Below are 21,839 nucleotides of genomic sequence, written 5' to 3'. Positions count from 1 at the left end.
AAGCAATAGTGCCCGAAGGCCTCATGTCAGAGCTGCTCCGGGCACTAAGACAAAGCAATAGTGCCCGAAGGCCTCATCACAGAGCTGCTCCGGGCACTAAGAGCAAGCAATAGTGCCCGAAGCTCTCATCACAGAGCTGCTCCGGGCACTAAGACAAAGCAATAGTGCCCGAAGCCCTCATGTCAGAGTAGCTCCGGGCACTAAGAGCAAGCAATAGTGCCCGAAGCCCTCATGTCAGAGCTGCTCCGGGCACTAAGACAAAGCAATAGTGCCCGAAGGCCTCATGTCAGAGTTGCTTGGGGCACTAAGAGCAAGCAATAGTGCCCGAAGCAGACGCGCTGGACGAGGTTCGGGCACTAACAGGTAGTTTTGCTTCCCTCTATGCTCGGGTCAATCAGACTTCGATGTGAAAAAACGAAAACAATTACCCTTTCACGAGACCGACAACTTGTTTTTCTAAATCAACACTAATATTAATTCCTATTTCAGAAAAAACACATTATTTTTCTCAATCAACACAAATTTCATTATTCCATCTCACAAAAATCAGCTCTCTACGTACAAAATCCACCCTTAATAAGTTATCATTAACATAAGATTCCAACTTATCTAACAAAAGGGAGAGTGCTCATGATGACCAACGACAACCAAAATCCAAACTCAAATCCAAATCCAAACCCAAACCCAAATCAAAACCCCAACTTAATTATCATCAACGCGTACGTCTTAACGATGGAAGGGAAAGGCGTGGGAATGATTGAAGATGGGGCCGTTGCCATTAAAGGGAACAAGATTGAAGCAGTGGGCCCAACAAAACAAATTCTAGCTGACTATTCATCGAAAGCTGATGAAGTGATCGACGCGACGAATAAACTCATCATGCCAGGATTAATAGATTCTCATATTCACACGGGGCTTGGCATTCTTAGGGGTGTAGCCCAGGATATGCATAATTGGATGCAGGATGGTTTATGGCCGTTTATGAAGCATGTCACGCCAGAAGATAGCAAAAAGGGCTCAATGATGAATATTATTGAAGGGATTAAAGCTGGGACAACGACGTTCTGTGACTATGACAGTAACATGAATCAACTCGTGCAAAACTATGTCGCTGTTGGGGCGAGGGCTAGGGTAGCAGAACTAATTAATGAAATTCCAGATGATATTGGCGACCTGCCTGTGGGAGAACTTTATCCTTTTCACCCTGAAATAGGAAATAGAAAGCTGCAAAATAATCTTGAGCTCCTAAAAAAGTGGAATGGTGCAGAGAATGGACGGATTACAAGTATGCTTGGACCACATGGACCCGATATGATGAGCCTTGAGCTTCTTCAGGAAATAAAAGAGCTTGCGACTAAATATGATACGAGATTACATATGCACGTTGCCCAAGGTGATAGGGAAATTGATCAAGTTTTCAAAAGGTATGGGAAGCGGTCGATAGCATTCCTTGATGAAATTGGATACTTGAATGAGAGACTTCTTGCAGTGCACCTTACTGAAGCAACCAAGGAGGAAACGGAGCAAGTGGCAAGGAGTGGAGCGGCCATGATTAATTGTTCTGGGAGCATTGGGATCATCGATGGGATTGTTCCGCCGATCTTGGAATTTATAGAAGCGGGAGGAACGGCAGCGTTAGGATCAGACCAGGCGCCGGGCAACAACTGCAATAACATGTTCAATGAAATGAAATTCGTTGCCATATTAAACAAAGTAAAGCGAAAGGACCCTTCTGTTTTTCCAGCAGATCAAGCATTACGCCTTGCAACCATTGATGCGGCGAAGGCTGTGGGACTTGAGCATGAAGTAGGATCGATTCGTGTTGGGAAAAAAGCAGATTTGCTGTTCATCAATCTAGAGGAACCAAGCATGTCTCCGGTGATTACGAAGCCGGTGCGAAACATCGTTCCGAACCTTGTCTACTCCGCAAGAGGGAATGAAGTGGAATCGGTGATGGTGGACGGGAAGTTTATCATGAAGGACCGACAAATGGTAACGGTAGATGAAAAGCAAGTGATTAGGGAGGTGCAGCAAGCGGCAACGGCTATAAGTGAGAAGGTCGCAGCAGACCCTAAACTACCAGCATCAACCCCTTTATTGGCAAAAATGGAGTTGGGGGAGCTTTGACCGGGTGTAAGTTGAATTTTGGTCATTCCACACAATAAAGCGTTGTCGAAAAATTATAATGAAGTTTGTCGAATATCCCTGTATAATAAAAGATAATATTTCCATTTAAGGATATTAAAAGAACTGATAATGATTGTTGAGGTAATGATGATGAAGAGATTGAGTGTCTTATTAGTAATATTTATTTGTATAGGGGTTGTTCTCTGGGGGCGTTACAGTTATCAAGAGAAGTTATCAAGTACAGCAGCTTCAGCTCAGGCAGAGCGTGAGCAAACCATTGCTGAACAGAAGCAAGTGCAAGAAGAAATGGAACTAGCTAGAATGGAAGAAGAGCAGCAGCATTTTCAAGCGCTGACTAGCGGTGTTGAGCCATCGATTTCACAACGAATTGAGGACCTTTATTTTGGTGAATTAGCTGAGGAGGACGCTATAAACATTTTAGCGTTTGGTTCTAAAGCTCTGGTAGATTCGCAAAACGAGGGAATTGATCCATGGCCTGTATTGTTAGAGCGTGAACTAAATGAAGGATACGGAAAAACAATGTTCAATGTGGAAACTGTAGCTCTTGGGGACAATTCCAGTATTGAGGTTTTGCAAAACGGATTATATCAAGATGTAGTAAACGCAGACACGAATATTGTTATTTTTGAACCTTTTTTATGGAACAGTAATTCAGGGGTGGATATCACACATACGTTAGATAGTATGGAAATTATTATTTCAGCTTTCTATCGTGACAATCCAGATATACTTCTTTATGTGCAACCATCTCAGCCTGTTTATGATACGTATTTTTACCCACAACAGGAAGAGCAGTTGAAGGAGTTTGCGACGACTAATGGATATCAGTACATAGATTTTTGGCAAGATTGGCCTTCAGTAGACAGTGAGGATATACTCCAATACGTTCATTCAGAACACAATATGCCAACACAGGCAGGGCACGAGCTTTGGAGCAAGAGTATTGAGAGGCTTTTCATCAATCATGCTGCCATTGAGGAAGAGTTAGAAGAATAATATAGAACGCATGAACGCAAGTGTTGCAACCACTTGTGTTTTTTGTGCAAAAACTCATTTGGCATCCTTTGAAAATGTAATTTAAACGTGATATAACAAAAGAAAAGAAACAACGGAAAATGGAGGTTAAATCGATGGATAAAGCTGAAAATCTACAAAGCTGGAAACGAGAATTGGAGACAAAAAAGCTAGAAATTAATAAGCGTAGAAATACGATAGAAGAAAAAATCGAGAAGTACAAAGTCCGTTACGAAATAGCTTCCAAGATTAATGAAGGGGATAAACTGTATATTGCAGAGCAGCTGAGGAATCAGTTGGATCAATACAAACAGGAATTGGCGCAGTTTGAGGAACGTAATAATCCTGAACTAGCTGAGGTTGAGGCTATCCTGAAGGAAATCGATAATGAGCTTAAAAAAATAGATTAAACTTTGGGGGCATCGTATGTGTAGGAAACAAAAAGGTGCTCCTTTTATAGTAATTGAATATACTCGTTGGGCTCTGCTTATTCAATTACAAAAAAACATATATTCTTTTACATGCCATGGATCAAGCTTATAGTTTTTACTTGAGATTAATAGAATAAAAAGGGGGAAATCACATGAGGAAGTGGGTTGGCACATTTTTTTTCACAGCGATAGTTAGTGTTCTTATCATTGGTTGTTCTGACGATGACAAGGTGAATCCGGAAGATGTATTAGTTAGCTATATTGAGGCTTGGGAGAGTCAGAATTACGCTCAGATGGTCGACGTACTAAATTCAGACTCTATTGCTGAAATAGAGGGGCTAGAATGGGACCTGCCTGAAAGAATGGAAGAGATACATGAAACTGCTGGTGTAGAAAACATTACGGTCAGCTACACGTCCCGTGATTTTGAAGAAGAGGAAATAGATTTGGACGAAATAGAGGATCTCAAATACTCCGTTGATGTGCAAATGGATACGATCGCAGGAGAGCTCTCTTACGTCACAGATGTTACCTTAAAGAAAGAGGTTGAGGAGATTGATGGGGACGAACATGAAAACTGGCTCATCAGCCTGCACCCATCTCATATTTTCTTAGGGTTATACTCACTCGAAGATACTGTTTCCATAGAGAATGGGGAATATCCAACTCGCGGGGAAATCTATGATAGAAATGGAAGGGCCCTTGCTGAAAACGGAACGGTATACGATGTTAGTTTTGTTCCAGAAGCGATGGAAGACTTCGATGATGCGACTGCTAGATTAGCAGATTTATTAGATATGGATGTGGAGCGAGTGAGGGAGCTTGCAGATGCACACCCAGACCGTCCAGATTGGCGCGCACCAATTACATTAATGTCACTTGATGATCCAAGAAAAGATGAGGTTTTGAGAATAAAAGGTATACTCCTTAGCCAAGTTGATGGAAGGGTGTATCCGTATGGGGAAGCATTGGCGCACATCATAGGGCATACAGGAGATGTTTTGGCAGAGGATCTGGAAAATCACCCGGATAGGGGCTATAAAGTGGATTCTTCTATAGGAAAACGTGGTGTGGAACTTGCATATGAAGAGACACTTCGTGGTCAGCGCGGTTTGTCGATCGTTGTAAAAGATTCAGATGGAGAAACAAGAGATGTTGTGAAATCCATTCCAACAGAACATGGAGAGGACATTACATTAACGATAGATGCGGAGCTTCAGAAACAACTGGCAGAAACGATTGGTGACGATGCTGGTACTGGAATTGTGATGAACCCTAAAACAGGGGAAGTATTGGCAATGGCGAGTCTACCTGCCTTTGATTCTAACCTTCGATATCTAGGGTTACGTGACCCTAGGGCAGATGAATTGGAAGATACAAACGTCTTATTCAATCAACGCTATCGAAATTTTTACGCGCCAGGATCTGTCTTTAAGCCATTTACAGCAGCAATCGGCCTTGAAGAAGGAACGTTGGATCCGTCAGAAGTGTTTACAATTGACGGAAAGTATTGGCAGGCAGACGGAAGCTGGGGAGATTATGAAGTTGCCCGTGTGAATGAAGATGTTTCCCAAGTGGATCTGGAAACTGCCATGAAATACTCTGATAATATTTATTTTGCCATGCAGGCGCTGGAAATTGGGCAAGAAAACTTCGAGACTTGGGCTGAAAAACTAGGGTTTGGGGATTCTGTACCATTTAGCTATCCAATTACGGAATCCTCCATTGCGAACGATGGGCTGAGATCTGATATATTGTTGGCTGATACTGGTTATGGGCAAGGTGAGGTTCAAGTTAACCCTGTACATCTGACGGCACTATATACGATGTTCCTCAATGATGGAGATGTGATGCAGCCATTGTTACTTGATAATGAAGAACCAAGTGTCTGGTTAGATGGCATCGTATCTCCAGAGACTGTAGAGACTGTCCGAGATACTCTTATCTCCGTTGTGGAAGACTCAAACGGAACGGCAAACCGATCAAACCCAGGCCACAATCGTTCTATTGCTGGAAAAACAGGGACAGCAGAATTGAAGGAGAGTCGTGACGTGGTCGATGGAGACCGCTTAGGGTGGTACGTAGCCTTCGATTATGAAAGGGAAGACCTCCTAATCACGATGATGATTGAAGGGGAAAACAGCGGCTATGCCGTGGATAAAGTGAATGAGTTTTTGGTAAGATGGGGAGATTGAAGAGTTAAGTTAACTTAAGGCTGGAAAACTATATTGAAAAGAACGAAGTGAAAAGAGATGCTCTCTTAAAAATAGAGACATCTCTTTTTTATGGCGGGGGGGATAAAAAATGTAAAATCTTAAAAAACAACATCATAGTTTAATAGAGCCTTCTTACCTTGGTTGTTTGAAAAGAGGTTTATGATATCTCTTCAAAAATTGGTGAAATATATAGATCTTCGGTTAACTCTAATTCAACTGTTTCTGTGTCATTTAACTCATTTATAGAGCTATCCCATCCCACAAATTCGTATCCAACTTCAGGAATCGCGGTAATAGTAACTGGTACACCTTTAAAATATTGACCTTCCCAATGCTCATGATTGCTAATTCCAGGAGTAGTATCATCGATGATAATGGAGTTTATTTGTACAGTTCCTTTTGTACTATCCATTTCAACGGTAACCTTTGAGCGATCTCCTAAACGAAAGAAATTCTGAAGATGCTGCCATTGGTACATGGGGCGTTCCTGTGCAAAACGTCGCATGATATTGACTTCTTTTTCCCAGATATCATAAGTCTCAGGTATATTCCAACGTGCAATATGCTCATTGATCTCTTGCTTGTATATGTCATAAAGACGATCAAGTTCTTCAACCACCCTGTCTGGAGTGAAAGCAGTATTAAGCATATCGGAAAAACGAGAAATAAAACTTTGTTTGAAATGATCGTTCTCCATAAGGGAAGTGAACAGAAATTGGTACCATTCTTCACCAATTAAGCGTTCTAGCGCGTTTGTATCAACATCACTTCCTCTTGAATACCCTATTCCAGGTTGAACACCAAATCCAAAGTCAGTATCGAATAACAACCATCGCCAGCGCCCATCTTCTGGAGATAATTCTTCATTTGAAACAGGCTGAGTATCAGTATTATAGCGCCACATGCGAACATTGTTTTCTGGCCAATCTATATTTGCGAAATAGATTTGGGCTACATAGTAATCTATAAAATTATCAATATCCATCATTGTCTGGAGCAATTCATAATTATCATCATTGCGTAAATCGTGTTCTTGTACAAAGGTAATCATGGACTCATAGTGTTCAATGCCTTCATGCAAACCATCATCTAATTCAGCATTATTCTCTAAAATCGTTACATTGTCTTGATTAACCCCATATTGGTTAGCCAAATACCAGTCATCATAACGCTCACGAATGTTTTGTATTCCCCAATATTCTCCATTGATAAAAACAATGGAAGGTTGAAAGGATTGTGTGTCAAAATGCATGTGCGACACTAAGCTTTGTAATAATCCATCCCTAAACATGGTACGGTGAAAATCATTACCCGAATTCCTTAATATCAACCTTTTATGAGTAAGGTTATTATGGTTATCAAAGAGATCGTGAAATATAAGGTTAGTTCCGTAATCCGATCTTGCATAGATTCTTAGGGATTTCAATGGTGCTTCTCTACTCCAACCACCATGGACACGAATGCCTACTGGCTGTGAAAAACCAAGTGTCCCATCTGATGCGAAGTACTCAATGTTAGCTTCCCGTTCCCACTCTATTCCCCTGTTTTCCCAATTTTCATTAACAAAGAGACCAGTTGCATCACCGAAAAAGGAGTCTGAATTTGTACTTATAGATATGACAGGAAGGAAATATCTGTTGTGTTCTTGTTCGTCTATGAAATATGTATTGGTGACTGTCTCTGTATTTTCGCCATTTTCATTGAAAACTCTTGCTTTAACTACTGTTCCTTTGAAAACTACATCTGTAGGAGGTTCCCAGTAAGTATAAGGGCCATCTATAGCTGTTCTAATCATAGAAAGGTCATTAGGGTCTCCACTTCTATCAGAAATTAAAATAGGATCAATGTATGTATATGTACTATTCGGATTAAATACTGGATCTGGCTCTGAACCGTCCAATGTATAATACATTGTTGCGTTTTCATTTGGTGTGGATAGTTCCAAATGAAATTCCTCTTGATAGAATCCGCCTGGTTGTGAAAAGAGTGGTGCTATATCAAAATCAGTTTCATTTATGTGAGGATGCAATGAATGTAAAGGTGTATAATCATGAATTGGGTTCCCATTTAAATAGAGTCTATCAGTAAGATTATCAAGCCCTCCAAGGGGCTGAATCGAAGATACTAGATTATAGCGTAGATTCAAATCTCTTAAAGATTCTAGTCCTTCAAGGGCACTTATATCCTGAATTAAGTTTTCTCTTAGGTTAAGTTCTTGTATATGTGTTGTGTTTCTTAATGCTGAAATATCCTCTATTTTATTCCCACGGAGGTTTAAATCTATTAAATTGGGAAGACTAGCTAATGAAGAGATGTTAACAATCTGATTATCTCTTAAGTCTAGGGAACGAAGATTGGTAAAGTGCTTTATGTCACTGATATCTACTAATTTTTCAGCACGAAGTGTTAATGATTCAATTTGTTGTAATTGATTAGCAGTAAAATCGCCTATATGATTAAGTTCTTTCCTTAGAGCATCTTCAAAGGTGGGATCCTGAAACTCTACTATAAAATTGTCTTTTTCATCATCTAGGGATAAGGTGTCATCCACTGTATCAGATTCCACTAGATCTTCTGTGGAAACAGGAGTAGAATCAACTAAATAGAACGTAACAAACCACATGGAAATAAGGGTGGGGAGTAATAGTAGTAACGTTATTTTTTGTTGTTTATTCATAAAGAGTGTTTCCCCCTTTTTCAATCTATGAAGTAGAAGCCTATATGGAAATTATATCATTTTTTGTAAATGAAATTATTCAGTAATCTACAATTAAATTGACTTTTCGACTTATACAGAAAAGGGTCAACATGTTATTCAAAAAGAAGGAAGTATTATGGTATAATTGAAAATTGAGCCTCATACTAAAACGTTTTTTAAGAAAGGCTGTTAGTTATGAAAAAAGTCAAAGTATTATTTTTTATATATCAAATGGGTGCTGGGGGAGCGGCTAGGACGCTGCTAAATATTATTAACAATTTGGACAGAAACAAATTTGAACCTCACCTAGTTACATTAAACTTTGATGGTTCCTATGAGCAGGAATTAAAAGACGATGTGATATTCATCAAGCTAGAAACACAACGGTTAAGTAGGTCCATTTTTCGTCTTGCCAAAATCATCAGAGAAAATCAAATAGATGTGGTCTTTAGTACCATTCCAAGGGTTAATACAATTGCGATTCTAGCAAATAAATTGTCGTTTTCAAAAGCAAAAAGCGTCATTAGGGAAGCGGATAATTTAGGTGGTACATGGAAAACGAACCTTCAATTAATTGGATTTGGTTTAATCTATAAATTGTCTAGTCAGATCATCTCATTATCCGAAGGGGTTAAGAGTAATCTGATAAAACGTTATAAGATTAAAGCCGAAGATATAAAAGTGATCTATAATCCTATAGATCTTGAACAAATAAACGAGAAAATGGCAGATGACCAATTAGTCGAAGGCCACAAACATATTTTTGACACTTCAGATAAAATTGTGATTACAGCTGGCAGACTTGTGAAGCAAAAAGATCAACGAACTTTACTAAATGCATTTGCAAAGGTTAATAAACAGTTAGACAGTCAGCTTGTCATTCTAGGAGAAGGGCCTTTAGAAGACCAGTTGAAAGAACAGGCAAAGGAATTAAATATCTTTGATCGTGTCCATTTTCTAGGTTTTCAAAGAAACCCTTATATTTACTTTAAACAGGCAGACCTTTTTACCCTTACTTCTATTCATGAAGGGTTCAGTCATGTTATCGCTGAAGCGCTAGCAACTGGAACGCCAGTCGTTTCAACAAACTGTAAGTCAGGTCCTTCAGAGGTATTAAATAACGGAGAATATGGTGACCTTTGTAAAGTAGGGAACGATCAAGAACTTGCAGAAAAAATGCTTCAGGTCCTTTCGATGGACAAAAGTGAAACGAAAGAACGAATAGAATTAGGGTATGAAAGAGCGAAGCATTTTGATGCGAAAAAAATTGTGAAGCGATATGAAGAAGTCTTTTTACAAACGTTAAATAAGTAATAGTACGAAAATGGTTTTTAATTATAAAGGAGGTGTTGAATTGTCCAACACCAAAAAAGTAGTTCACCTGACAACAGTACATCATCCATTGGATCCTAGGATTTATTATAAACAATGTCTTTCCCTTCAAAAGGCAGGGTTCGATGTGACACTGATTGCAACAGATGCTGAAAAAATTATACCGGAGAGAAAAATAAATTTAATATCTTTAACAAAATACAGAAACCGATTCTTAAGAATGATCGTCTCAACATATAAGGCGTATAAACTAGCTAAAAATTTGAAGGCTGATTTTTATCACATTCACGATCCGGAACTGCTTCCGTTTGCTTGGATGCTTAAAAGGTCTAACAATATAGTCATTTATGACATTCATGAAGATTATGAGACAAGTATGATGCAAAAGGAATACTTGCCAAAGCCATTAAGAATGCTTGCGGCGAAAATGTTTAAAACAGTAGAAAGTTTCTTTACAAGGAAGTTAGAACTATGTCTTGCTGAAAAGTATTATATAGAGAAATACCCTAGAGGGAAATGCATACTAAATTATCCAGTCTTGAATGAAACACTAATAAACAAACCACTAGAAACTAAACCAGCTGAAGAAAAGCTGTTGTATACAGGGAATGTGTCAGTGGAGCGTGGAGCATTTATACATGCTAAGTTACCACTTATAGATGAGCAAATATCTGTCCACTTTGTTGGAAAGTGTCCTAAAAGCTTTGCGGAAAAAATGTATGAAATCGCAGGTGAAAATAAAGAACGTCTATATATAGAAGGAATCGATCAATTTATAGACAAACAAGTTATTGATCAACATTATATTAATACTAATTGGCTTGCAGGAATTGCCTTGTTTCCCCCAACAGATCACTATAAAAAGAAAGAGTTAACCAAATTCTTTGAATATATGAGTGCAGGTATACCAATCATTTGCTCTGATTTTCCAGCATGGAAGGAATTTATGGAAAAGTACGAGTGCGGGATTGCAGTTGATCCTTCAAATGAAGAAGAAATTAGACAAGCTATTTCTTTTTTACGTGAAAATGTTAGTGCTGCGCAAGAAATGGGGCAGAATGGGAAAAGGGCTGTCATAGATAAATTGAACTGGAAAGTCGAAGAAGAGAAACTGGTGGATTGGTATCGAGAACTATCAAAGAGAGATGGATAAGGGTGACCTAATTGTACAGGCGGTGGATTAAATGGGAGTAGTAGTTGAGGAAAAATACAATAAACTTGTTTCTGTCATAACTCCCGCATTCAATTCAGCGAGGTTCATTGAAGAAACAATTCAATCAGTACAAAATCAAACCTATCCTCACTGGGAAATGATTATTGTTGATGATTGTTCTACTGATGAGACGGTAAAAATAATTCAAGAGTATGCCACACAAGACAAGAGAATTAAGTTGATTCAGTTAATGGAAAACAGTGGTCCTGCCGTTGCTAGGAATACTGCGATAAGGAATTCACGAGGACGATATATAGCGTTTCTCGATAGTGATGATCAGTGGCTGCCAAAAAAGCTTGAAAAACAGTTGCAATTCATGGAAGAGAAGGGAATTGCTTTTTCATTTACTAAATATAGAAATGTAGATGAAAATGGTGTCGAAAGTGGTACAATTATAGAGGCACCAGAGGTTGTTTCATACTCTCATTTATTGAAACAAAATATGATAGGCTGCTTAACAGTCATGTTAGATAAAACAAAGGTGGGGAATGTTGAAATGGTGAACATTCGCTCTCGCCAAGATTATGCTTTATGGTTATCGCTATGCAAAAAAGGGTTCCAAGCTTATGGTTTGCAAGAAGTTTTAGCAAAATATAGGGAAGTGGGGAACTCACTTTCAAGTAATAAGCTTAAGATGGCAAAGCAGAATTGGAAGTTATATAGGGAGATTGAAAAGTTAGGATTTTTAAAAAGTAGTTGGTATTTTTTACATTATGTTTATTATAAAGTTAGGAAATACACTAGTTAGTTAGTTCGTTTATAACCTAAGCTTATGATGAACACTACTGGAGAAATGAAATAATATCTTGTATTTAATAGGCGGTGTATGTCGTATCATGCGTGACTATATTAATGAAATGGTAAAGCGGAAAGACTTAATTATATATTTAGTGAAGTCCGGGTTGAAAGCCGAACATCGTAACAGTTATTTAGGTTACTTTTGGTGGCTGTTAGATCCATTGTTAGGGGTGCTAGTTTATTACTTTTTAATGGTAATCTTATTAGGACGCGGGGGAGAGAATTTCGCCTTATTCTTAGTAATAGGTTTAGTGGCTTGGCGTTGGACAAATACGACAGTAAATACATCTGCCAAGGCTATAGTTAAACAAAGTTCTATTATCAGTCAAGTGAATTTGCCTAAAGCAATATTTCCATTGACCGTTACTTTTACTCAATTGATTAACTTTACATTTGGTTTGATCATAATTGCTATATTCCTTGTCTTTTCAGGCGTGGTTCCAGGTTGGCATATTGTTTTCTTACCTCTAATTATATTTATACAATTAGTTTTCTTATTGGCTATAAGCTTATTTGTTTCTTATATATGTGTTTTTATTAGAGATATTGATAATCTGTTGACTCACTTAACGAGAATTTGGTTCTACTCCTCACCAGTTATTTGGGAAGGTGGACGTTTGAGAGGAGCGCTTGATACGTACCCATGGCTAGAATGGTTAATTATTCTAAATCCATTTTCACATATTGTAGGTGGGTATCGTGATATTATCATGTACCATTCGGTACCTTCATTTACTGGTTTAATTATTATTTTTATTATGTCATTAGTTGCGATTGTCTTTCTACTTTCTCACTTTAATAAAAATGAGCATAAAATTATTAAAATGCTATAAAAGAGGTTTTATATTATGGATAATACCGAAAATAAAAATAATGCGCTTGCACTAGATCAAAGAGAAGTTGTATTAAAGGCTCAAAATCTTGGAGTTTCCTTTCTTTCTGGTGTTCGAAGTGATGATTATAAATCCTATGTAATAGATTTTCTTAATAAAAGAAAATCTAAGGATAATACAGATAAGAAAGAAAAAGTGGTTTGGCCTATAAGGAATATGAACTTTGTTGGTTATAAAGGTGAAATATTAGGGATTATAGGATCAAACGGTGCTGGTAAAACGACTTTATGCAAATTAATATCTGGTATTCTACACCCAGATGAGGGCTCAATTAAAGTGGATGGACGAGTATCGGCATTGTTTTCAATGGGAATGGGCTTTAATAAAGAATTATCTGGTAGAGACAATGTTCTATTAAATGGGATGATGCTAGGTATAGAAAAACGAAAAATAAATGAATTCTTGGATGATATTAAGGAATTCTCCGGTTTAGGTGAATTCTTTGAACAGCCTATGAAACGCTATTCAAGTGGTATGAAGGCAAGACTTGGTTTTAGTGTTCAAGCTTATCTAGAACCGGAAATTCTTATCCTTGATGAAGCTCTCAATACAGGCGATGCTCTTTTTGGAAATAAAGCGGCAGCAAAAATGAAAGAGTTAGTGAAAAAAGCAAAGATGGTGATTTTAGTTACTCACAGTCTTCGATATGCAAGGAAAAACTGCGATAGGCTCATTTGGCTAGATAAAGGTGAAATAAAAGCTGTAGGAGAGCCGAAAGAAATAATTAAACAATATAAAGCTACTATACCAGTAAGGAAGAATAAAAAACGTGAGAGACTAGAGCTGAAGAAAACAAGTACTACTGTAAAAAACATTCCTGTAGTAAAGGCTGATAATATTAGTGTGTCTTATCATGTTTCAAATAGATTTAAGAAAGAAAAATTTTGGGCACTAAATGGTTTAAGTTTTGAAATTAATGAAGGTGAGGTAGTTGGTATTATTGGTCATAATGGTGCTGGGAAAAGTACTTTATGTAAAGTCTTAACCAATATTCTTACACCTGACGAAGGAAAGATTAAATTAAATGGAGAAACCACTGCTCTATTAAATTATGGAACAGGATTCAACCCTCAACTGACAGGGACGGATAATGTTTATTTGAATGGAATGCTGTTAGGTATACCAAAGGAAAGAGTAATTCGAGACTATCCGAAAATAGTTAATTTCGCTGAATTAGAAAAAGCAATAGATAAGCCAGTAAAATCTTACTCAAGTGGAATGAAAGCTAGATTAGGGTTCTCTATAGCTGCAACACTACAGCCAGATATCTTCATTATAGATGAAGCATTATCTACAGGGGATGCAGCTTTTAAACAGAAGGCTAGTGAAAAAATACAAGATATGATGGAACAAGCAAAAGCAGTCATCATCGTTTCTCACAGTATGAAATTTGTTGAAAAAGTATGTACACGAGCAATTTGGATTGAAAAAGGAAAAATTCGAGCTGATGGCCCTTCTGAAGAAGTGGTTGAAATGTACAGGGAAGAAGTATTAAGGAAAAAGAAATAACCACTAGTTAAAATTATTGCTTTGGCGGTGTTGAGATGATAAGAGTAATCAAAAAGATAATTGCTGAAGGGATAGACTGGGTACTATACAGGGCTCTTAAAACAAAGCATAAAGAATATCTGTCTAATTTATTGACTCAGCAACAAAAGGAAAAGTTAAAGAGCATTATAAAACCAGGAAAAAAAAGGACGCAGTTGAGAAAAATTGAAAGAATTAAGTACCGGTTGTATACATTAGGTATAAAAGATCGAGCATTAGCTGATTTGGAAGAAATAATAGCAAATAGTGATGATGTATATTTAAAAAAGCTAGCTTCTTGGGAGCTAGCACTTTGGCATGCAAATCAATATGACAAGGATCATGCTATTAAGTGCGTGTCGCTACTTGAAAAGTTGGCCCTAAATGAAAAAGACAGTGATTTTTTTAGAAAAATTACCGTTTTAATGGCTGAATGTTATGACATTATGGGGGAGCTTGAGCGTGGTAAGGACTGTGTCATGGAAGCACTGAATAGAAAAGCTCATGTAGATTTATTTTTTGCAAGAGCTAACCTTGAAACTACGGTAGAAGAACGTCTTCCTTGGATAAATCGTGCATTATCTTTGTTTGAATGCGAAAATGTAAACTTAAAATCTGGATACGACATAAGTCCTTACGATGCTATACAAGTAAATAGTTCACTTGAAAAAGTTGATAGTGAAGTGAAAGTTACAGTTATCATACCTGCATATAACGCTGGGGATATGATAAGGACATCTATAGAATCTATGTTAAACCAAACGTGGGGAAATATCGAAATAATTGTAGCTGATGACTGTAGTTCTGATAATACTGTATCAGTTGTTGAGAAGTATGAAAAAAACGATTCACGTGTCAAGTTAATACAAACCGTTTCAAACGGAGGTGCGTATGTAGCTCGAAACCATGCACTAAAGATAGCGACAGGAGACTTTATTACTATTAACGATGCTGACGATTGGTCTCATCCAGAGAAAATTGCAACACAGGTAAATCACCTGATTAAGAATAAACATATTATGGCTAATTTCTCTCAGCAGGCAAGAGTAACTGAGGATCTAAAGTTTTATAGACGGGGAAAACCAGGAGAATATGTCTTTAGTAACATGTCTTCCTTTATGTTTCGAAGTAAACCTGTACTAGATAAACTGGGTTATTGGGATTCTGTCAGGTTTGCAGGTGATTCTGAGTTTGTGAAAAGAGTTAAAAAAGTGTTTGGAGAAAAATCTGTAGTTGAACTCCAGACTGCACCTTTATCTTTTCAACGCCAATCAGAGTCGTCCTTAACAGGGCATTCTGCATTTGGATTTCCAGGATACTTCTTTGGCGTGCGTAAAGAATATGCAGAAGCCCATGAGTTTTATCATGAAAAAAACTCCAGTAATTTATTTTATCCATTTCCAGTGGAGAAAAGATTGTTCCCAGTACCCGAGCCCATGTGGCCAAACCGTGAAAGCAAAAATAATGGTATAAGACATTTTGATGTCATTATAGCTTCTGAATTTAGACTACTCGGTGGCACAAATATGTCAAATATAGAAGAGATTAAAGCGCAAAAAGAGAGGAGTTTACGTACTGGATTAATACAAATGTCTAGATATGACTTAAATTCCGTAGATTCTATGAATCCTAAAGTTAGAGAGCTTTTAGATGGAGACTCTGTCCAAATGGTGGTATACGGTGAAAAAGTGAGCTGTGATTTATTAATCGTCCGCCACCCACCTATACTCCAGGACTGGCAGCAATATATTCCTCATGTTGAAGCAAAGCATATAAGTGTCATTGTGAATCAACCACCAAAGAGGGATTATAGTGAAAGTGGGACAACATTATATGAGTTAAAAAACTGTGCTAGCCATTTAGAACAGTATTTTGGGAGTAAGGGTACATGGTATCCTATTGGGCCACTTGTTAGGGAATCATTATTAAATCATCATACTGAGGAGCTTGACTATGTTACATTGGCCGATAACGATTGGATGAATATTATTAATGTGGATGAATGGAAACGGGATTCATTACCTAACAATCAAGTAATAAAAATTGGACGCCATTCTAGGGACCAGTATGTAAAGTGGCCGGAGGATAGAGAATCATTACTTAAAATATATCCTGAAACTAAGGAATATGAAGTTCACGTTTTAGGTGGAGCGAATTCTCCTAAGAAAGTGCTGAAAGATTTGCCTTCTAATTGGAGAGTGACTGAATTTGGAGCAATACATCCTAAAGATTTTTTAGCAGAACTAGATGTATTTGTTTATTATACGCATTCTGACTGGGTAGAAGCTTTCGGCCGAGTTATCTTTGAGGCAATGGCTGTTGGAGTCCCAGTTATTATTCACCCTAAATACAAGGGATTATTTGGAGAAGCGGCAATTTATGCTGAAATAGATGACGTTGAAAATGAGATACGCAAGCTGATGAGTAATGAAACACTCTATATGTCACAGGTAGAAAAAGCATATCGTTATGTAGAAGAACATTTTGGATACTCAAAACATGCATCTAGACTGGAGGAGTTCTTAAGTGATAGGAATTAGTAATGATAAAAAAGGACTCACCCCCAAACAGTTGAAGAAAGCAGAATTAGAACAAGAATTGAATAAGTTAGAAAATGATATTGCAATGGAAGAAAAACGTCATGAGGAACTTAAAAAAGAACTCTATCAAATGAACCGTGAATTTGAACTAGTAAAACAAAGTGTAATCTGGAAAGTTCTAAGAAGACTTAAAAGGGGAGTAAGCTTCCTAAGAAAAGTATTACTCTGCTTAACGGGAAAACAAAGTTGGTATGTACTATTTAAATCTGGTAATGAAAAAACTGCTAAAAAGAGAATAAAACGTCTGAAGTATTCCTTATACGAGTTGGGATTTGTTGATCGATCACTGCGAGATTTAGAAGAACTTGCATCAACAACAAACAACTTTTATTTAGAAAGAATGGCCTATTGGGAACTAGCCCTCTGGTATGCTAATCAAGGCAATGAAGAAGGTGCAAACAAATGCCTACGTTACCTAAAGTTAGCTATGAGAGGAGACAAGAGCAAAGTCTCCTTGAGGAAAGAAGCCATTATGAAAGCGGATTGTTACAAAATACTTAAAGAAACAGATAAGGGGAAAAAAGTAATTCAACGAGCACTTCGTATGGAAGAACACCCTGATCTATTTTTGGCAGGAGCGAGTTTAGAAGAATCTCCTGAAGAGCGTCTTAAGTGGATCAATAAGCTTTTAAATTTATATAATTTAGCAAACATCAGTGCTGTTATAGATGGTGAAAAATCTTTATATGATAGATTGAAAATAGAAGGATATGAAATAGTCGCTAAAACAAAAGACAACTTGGTTGAACCGAAAGTTTCTATTATTGTACCTGTATTTAACGCCGAGGATGTCATTCATACTTCCATTCAATCTATTTTAAAGCAAAGCTGGAGCAATATAGAAGTTCTTATAGTGGATGACTGTAGTACTGATAATACAGTTACAATAATAGAGGATTATGTAAAAAAAGATTCTAGAGTGAAGCTCTTTAGAACAAAGAAAAATGGTGGTGCATATGTCGCACGAAACATTGCATTGAATAATGCGACTGGAGACTTTGTTACGGTCAACGATGCCGATGATTGGTCTCATCCCGATAAAATAAAGGTACAAGTTACACACCTTATAAAAAATAAATCTGTCATTGCAAATACATCTCAACAGGCGAGGGCCACTGAGGATTTAGTGTTCTACCGTAGAAATAAACCAGGATACATGTTTGCCAATATGTCCTCCCTAATGTTTCGACGTGAAAAAGTTTTAGAAGCAATTGGTTTCTGGGATGAAGTTAGGTTTGGTGCAGATGGTGAATTTAAACGTAGACTTAAGCTATACTTCGGAGATGAAAAAGTAGTGGATTTAGAGACAGGTCCTTTGTCATTTCAGAGACAGACAAAAGGCTCCTTAACTGGTAATAGCGTCTTTGGATATCACGGTTTTTTTATGGGAGCACGAAAAGAGTATTTAGATAGCTATAAGAATTTTCACGATAATACAAATAACTTAAACTATGAGTTATCTCCCTCAAAAAGACCGTTCCCTGTACCAGAACCTATGTTACCTAAACGGAAGGTTAAGGTTGGAGAGAATCGCCATTTTGATGTTGTAATTGCATCTGAGTTCAGACTATTGGGTGGGACAAACATGTCCAATATAGAAGAAATAAAAGCACAGAAGAAGTTTGGAATGAAGACAGGATTAATACAACTAAATCGTTATGATTTTCATTCTGAGGAAGATATTAACCCTAAAGTTCGTGAACTTGTTGATGGAAATGAAGTAGAGTTTGTTGTTTATGGTGAAAATATAAGTTGTGACGTTCTAATTGTGAGACACCCTCCAGTTTTACAAGAATTGCAGAAGTATGTTCCTAATGTTGAAGCTGGCAAAGTAAAAGTGATTATAAATCAGCCGCCAAAAAGGGAATATAGTGAGGAAGGAAGGACTCTATACAATATTAATCAATGTGTTCAGAATCTAGAGCATTACTTTGGTCAAACGGGAGTATGGTATCCTATTGGGCCAAAGATTCGAGAAACTTTATTAAATCAACATTCTAAGCAATTAAAATCGATTAATTTGTCCGAAAATTACTGGGTAAATATTATTGATCTAAGTGAATGGAAAAGAAAAGAGCATTTTCCTTCACAATCATCTGTTATAAAAATAGGCCGTCATTCACGTTCGCAATATGTGAAATGGCCATCAGATCCAGAAGAACTATTAGAAATCTACCCTGAATCAAATGATTACGAAATACACGTTTTAGGGGGAGCTGATGTACCGAAAGAAATTATTGGACGACTACCGACAAACTGGAAAGTACATGAGTTTGGTGAACTTCACCCAAAGGACTTTTTATCGGAAATAGATGTGTTTGTCTACTATACACATCCAGACTGGGTTGAAGCCTTTGGTAGAGTAATCTTTGAAGCGATGGCAGTAGGTGTCCCTGTTATTATAGACCCTAGCTATGAAGAGTTATTTGGTAATGCAGCAATATACGCTAAACCAAAGGAAGTACGGCAAAGGATACATGAGATTATGGCAGACGATGCTTATTATATTGATCAAGTGAAGCGAGCTTATGACTATGTGGAAAAGAATTTTGGCTATAGTAAACATCAAAAAAGGTTACAAGAGCATGACTAAGTTTATTATGAGGGGAGTGGTCATTTGGTGAATAGGTTCCACGATAGTAATACGAGTTCTGATGGAAATGTTGAGATTTTGGTTAGTGATATCATGAAAAAAGAAGTAGAGCTTAAAGAACTCCAAAGAGAAAATTTGAAAACTAAAAAAGAGATTAAAAAGCTAGCTACAAGTCGAAAGTGGAAATATTCAAGACCACTCCGAAAATGGCTAGTTAGACAGCAGTCATTCTTATCTAGGTTAAGTTCTAAAAAGTACACAGAGTTGAGTACTGAGAATGTTTCCCTTCGTGCTGAAGTGATAGGGTTAAAACAAGAATTGGCGACAATTCAAACCAAACATTATCAAGAAGTGACTAGACTCAAAAAAATTCTGGATAGAGAAACTGATTTGTCTAAAGATCTTAAACAGACCAAAAAAGACGGAACTTTCTTTGAGAAATTGGATTGGCTCATTCAAGCAAAACAAATGAATGATAAACAATACAACGCCTCCTTAAAATATGCAGCCAAACTCTTCAAACATGATCGAGAGGATTATAAGGTTTTGGCTTATAAAAAAGTATTAAAAACTTTAAATTTGGAAGAAATTCCTGAGTTTATTGTTAGGGAGGTAGAACATTCACCAGAAATAGAGATTGCTGAAGCTGCTTCATTCAGTGCATCTCTAACAACAAGAGCAATACAAAAATATCTAGGAGGGAACTTACCTGAATGGATACTAGATGATAAAGTTCTTGCTTACAAATTTATTGATACTTTAGGTATTAAAAGACCATGGTTTTCTGAAGATATATTTCAATATAACACCATTGAAAAACAGAAGAATATCGTTATCAAGCCATTGAATGGTGCTGGTTCCAGGGGAGTTTATCTCGTATTTAATGAAAGTAAAATATATGACATAAAAAGAAGCAAAATACTAAACAGTTGGGAAGAGTTAACAGCTAATATGAAAGAAGACATAGAGGCAGGATGGGTACAGGACGATGAATGGATGATCGAGGAACTATTACTCGAAAATAAGAATTCTCAAGTTCCTGCAAGAGACCTTAAGTTTTATTGCTTCTATGGGAAAGTTGGATTAGTCCTTGAAATAGAAAGACACCCTAAGCTTAGATATTGCTGGTGGACTCCATCTGGAGAAATGATTAAAACAGGTAAATATGACAATGAACTATTCACTGGAAAAGGGTTTCGAGAGTCCGACTTAGAATTGGCTGAATCATTGAGTTCGAAAGTACCAGCTCCGTTCATTAGAATAGACTTTCTCAAAACAGAAGATGGACTCTATTTTGGAGAGTTCACACCTAAACCTGGAAATTATGATGAGTTTGATGATAAAACAGATAAATTTCTAGGGTTGCTCTATTTGGACGCTGATTCTCGATTGAATTTTGACCTATTCAAAGGTAAACAATTTAAATCATATAAAACTACTATTTAAATTGGAGCGAATATCATGGAAAATATAACAATATATTGGCTTCCTGATATCACTGCTAAAATCCTCAATTGTGATAGTCAGGAACTGGATCCATATAAAGTAGCATTAGAAGGCTGGAGAAGGGGATTGACTTTAAATTTTCATACTATACCTGACTATTTATATGATGAATATGATATAAGTAAGTATGATAACAAACATTGTGGAGTTATGTTTTCACTAACTTCACTAAATAAGGAATTGTATTTTCTTGGATTGACGCAAAAGAGGAAAGTGAGTAACTATAGAAAAGTATGTCAATTGAGCGAAAAAGTCATAGATAGTTTTTTCCCGAGTTCATTCATTAGAAAAAATTTAAACCTATACTTTGATTTAACCCCTATACTTATTCCCATTCACAATAAAATTGCAAATTCAGTTACTGTAAAAACTATACCTAAGAATGAACTAGAAATTACAAAGGTAGTAATACTAGGTGTTGAACATGACCTTGGACATTTGATCGCTCTTAAAAAGGAAGTAAATAAATTAAATTTATTTACTTATGATATAAGAGTTGAAGATGATTATATTGAAATGATAATTGCAACTGAAAATATGAATGATATAAATAGACTTAAACAAATTGTACTTAAACAATTTAGGACTAATAAACAATTAAAAATGTACGAAACCAATCATGATGATTACTTGAATATCGGCTGTTTTAATGTGGAAAAATGTAAATTAATTAATGAAGGTGATTACCTCAATAAGAAGATTATATTGCTAAATGAGAAACTAAAAGATAACAAAGATATATTGTTTAAATTAGAAAACAGTATTCTTTGGAAACTTAACCTTTTCATACGGAAGGGAATTAATTATCTGAGGAGATTGTTTCTGAACTCCAAATAATTAATTACTTTAAGAAAAGAGGATGGAGAATTA

The 21,839-nt window shown here is 36.8% G+C and carries 14 protein-coding genes; 13 read left to right on the top strand and 1 reads right to left on the bottom strand.

Annotated features, from left to right (window positions below):
• Positions 1-633: 633 nt before the first annotated feature.
• The 4 genes from BW724_RS18220 to BW724_RS18205 all read left to right on the top strand — a co-directional run bounded on the left by BW724_RS18220 (position 634) and on the right by BW724_RS18205 (position 5,788).
• Positions 634-2,127 carry an amidohydrolase family protein gene (locus BW724_RS18220; protein ID WP_088078037.1) on the top strand — a complete coding sequence of 498 codons (1,494 nt, stop codon included), beginning with the start codon at positions 634-636 and terminating at the stop codon, positions 2,125-2,127.
• Between the two features lie 150 nt (positions 2,128-2,277).
• Positions 2,278-3,144 (top strand): SGNH/GDSL hydrolase family protein, encoded by an 867-nt coding sequence (locus tag BW724_RS18215; RefSeq protein WP_088076567.1) that lies wholly within the window; start codon positions 2,278-2,280, stop codon positions 3,142-3,144.
• Positions 3,145-3,278: 134 nt separating this feature from the next.
• On the top strand, positions 3,279-3,572 hold the full coding sequence (locus BW724_RS18210) for a hypothetical protein (protein WP_088076566.1): 294 nt from the start codon (positions 3,279-3,281) through the stop codon (positions 3,570-3,572).
• A 173-nt stretch (positions 3,573-3,745) separates the two neighbouring features.
• Entirely contained in the window at positions 3,746-5,788 is a 2,043-nt protein-coding gene (locus BW724_RS18205) for a peptidoglycan D,D-transpeptidase FtsI family protein (protein ID WP_088076565.1), read from the top strand.
• A 178-nt stretch (positions 5,789-5,966) separates the two neighbouring features.
• Here BW724_RS18205 and BW724_RS18200 read toward each other — a convergent pair whose 3' ends face one another.
• The gene (locus BW724_RS18200; protein WP_088076564.1) at positions 5,967-8,486 is read right to left on the bottom strand and encodes a CotH kinase family protein; all 2,520 of its coding nucleotides are present in this window, start codon (positions 8,484-8,486) and stop codon (positions 5,967-5,969) included.
• Positions 8,487-8,702: 216 nt separating this feature from the next.
• On the opposite strand from BW724_RS18200, the gene BW724_RS18195 reads away from it, so the two are divergent.
• The 9 genes from BW724_RS18195 to BW724_RS18155 all read left to right on the top strand — a co-directional run bounded on the left by BW724_RS18195 (position 8,703) and on the right by BW724_RS18155 (position 21,806).
• Positions 8,703-9,821 carry a glycosyltransferase gene (locus BW724_RS18195; protein ID WP_088076563.1) on the top strand — a complete coding sequence of 373 codons (1,119 nt, stop codon included), beginning with the start codon at positions 8,703-8,705 and terminating at the stop codon, positions 9,819-9,821.
• 40 nt (positions 9,822-9,861) lie between these two features.
• Positions 9,862-10,992 carry a glycosyltransferase gene (locus BW724_RS18190; RefSeq protein ID WP_088076562.1) on the top strand — a complete coding sequence of 377 codons (1,131 nt, stop codon included), beginning with the start codon at positions 9,862-9,864 and terminating at the stop codon, positions 10,990-10,992.
• Positions 10,993-11,023: 31 nt separating this feature from the next.
• Positions 11,024-11,800 carry a glycosyltransferase family 2 protein gene (locus tag BW724_RS18185; RefSeq protein WP_088076561.1) on the top strand — a complete coding sequence of 259 codons (777 nt, stop codon included), beginning with the start codon at positions 11,024-11,026 and terminating at the stop codon, positions 11,798-11,800.
• 88 nt (positions 11,801-11,888) lie between these two features.
• A complete protein-coding gene (locus tag BW724_RS18180) occupies positions 11,889-12,683 on the top strand; it encodes an ABC transporter permease (protein WP_088076560.1) in 795 nt (264 codons plus the stop codon).
• A gap of 15 nt (positions 12,684-12,698) precedes the next feature.
• Positions 12,699-14,252 carry an ABC transporter ATP-binding protein gene (locus BW724_RS18175; RefSeq protein ID WP_088076559.1) on the top strand — a complete coding sequence of 518 codons (1,554 nt, stop codon included), beginning with the start codon at positions 12,699-12,701 and terminating at the stop codon, positions 14,250-14,252.
• Between the two features lie 35 nt (positions 14,253-14,287).
• A complete protein-coding gene (locus BW724_RS18170; protein ID WP_088076558.1) occupies positions 14,288-16,810 on the top strand; it encodes a glycosyltransferase in 2,523 nt (840 codons plus the stop codon).
• Positions 16,797-19,463 carry a glycosyltransferase gene (locus tag BW724_RS18165; protein ID WP_235849007.1) on the top strand — a complete coding sequence of 889 codons (2,667 nt, stop codon included), beginning with the start codon at positions 16,797-16,799 and terminating at the stop codon, positions 19,461-19,463. The genes BW724_RS18170 and BW724_RS18165 overlap by 14 nt, the downstream gene beginning before the upstream one ends.
• Positions 19,464-19,490: 27 nt before the next feature.
• On the top strand, positions 19,491-20,909 hold the full coding sequence (locus tag BW724_RS18160) for an ATP-grasp fold amidoligase family protein (protein ID WP_235849089.1): 1,419 nt from the start codon (positions 19,491-19,493) through the stop codon (positions 20,907-20,909).
• A 15-nt stretch (positions 20,910-20,924) separates the two neighbouring features.
• Positions 20,925-21,806 (top strand): hypothetical protein, encoded by an 882-nt coding sequence (locus BW724_RS18155; protein ID WP_088076556.1) that lies wholly within the window; start codon positions 20,925-20,927, stop codon positions 21,804-21,806.
• The last annotated feature ends 33 nt before the right edge of the window (positions 21,807-21,839 follow it).

The sequence above is a fragment of the Litchfieldia alkalitelluris genome (genome assembly GCF_002153425.1).
GTDB classification, from domain to species: Bacteria; Bacillota; Bacilli; order Bacillales; family Salisediminibacteriaceae; genus Evansella; species Evansella alkalicola.
This window is presented reverse-complemented; position numbering and strand designations above follow the sequence as displayed.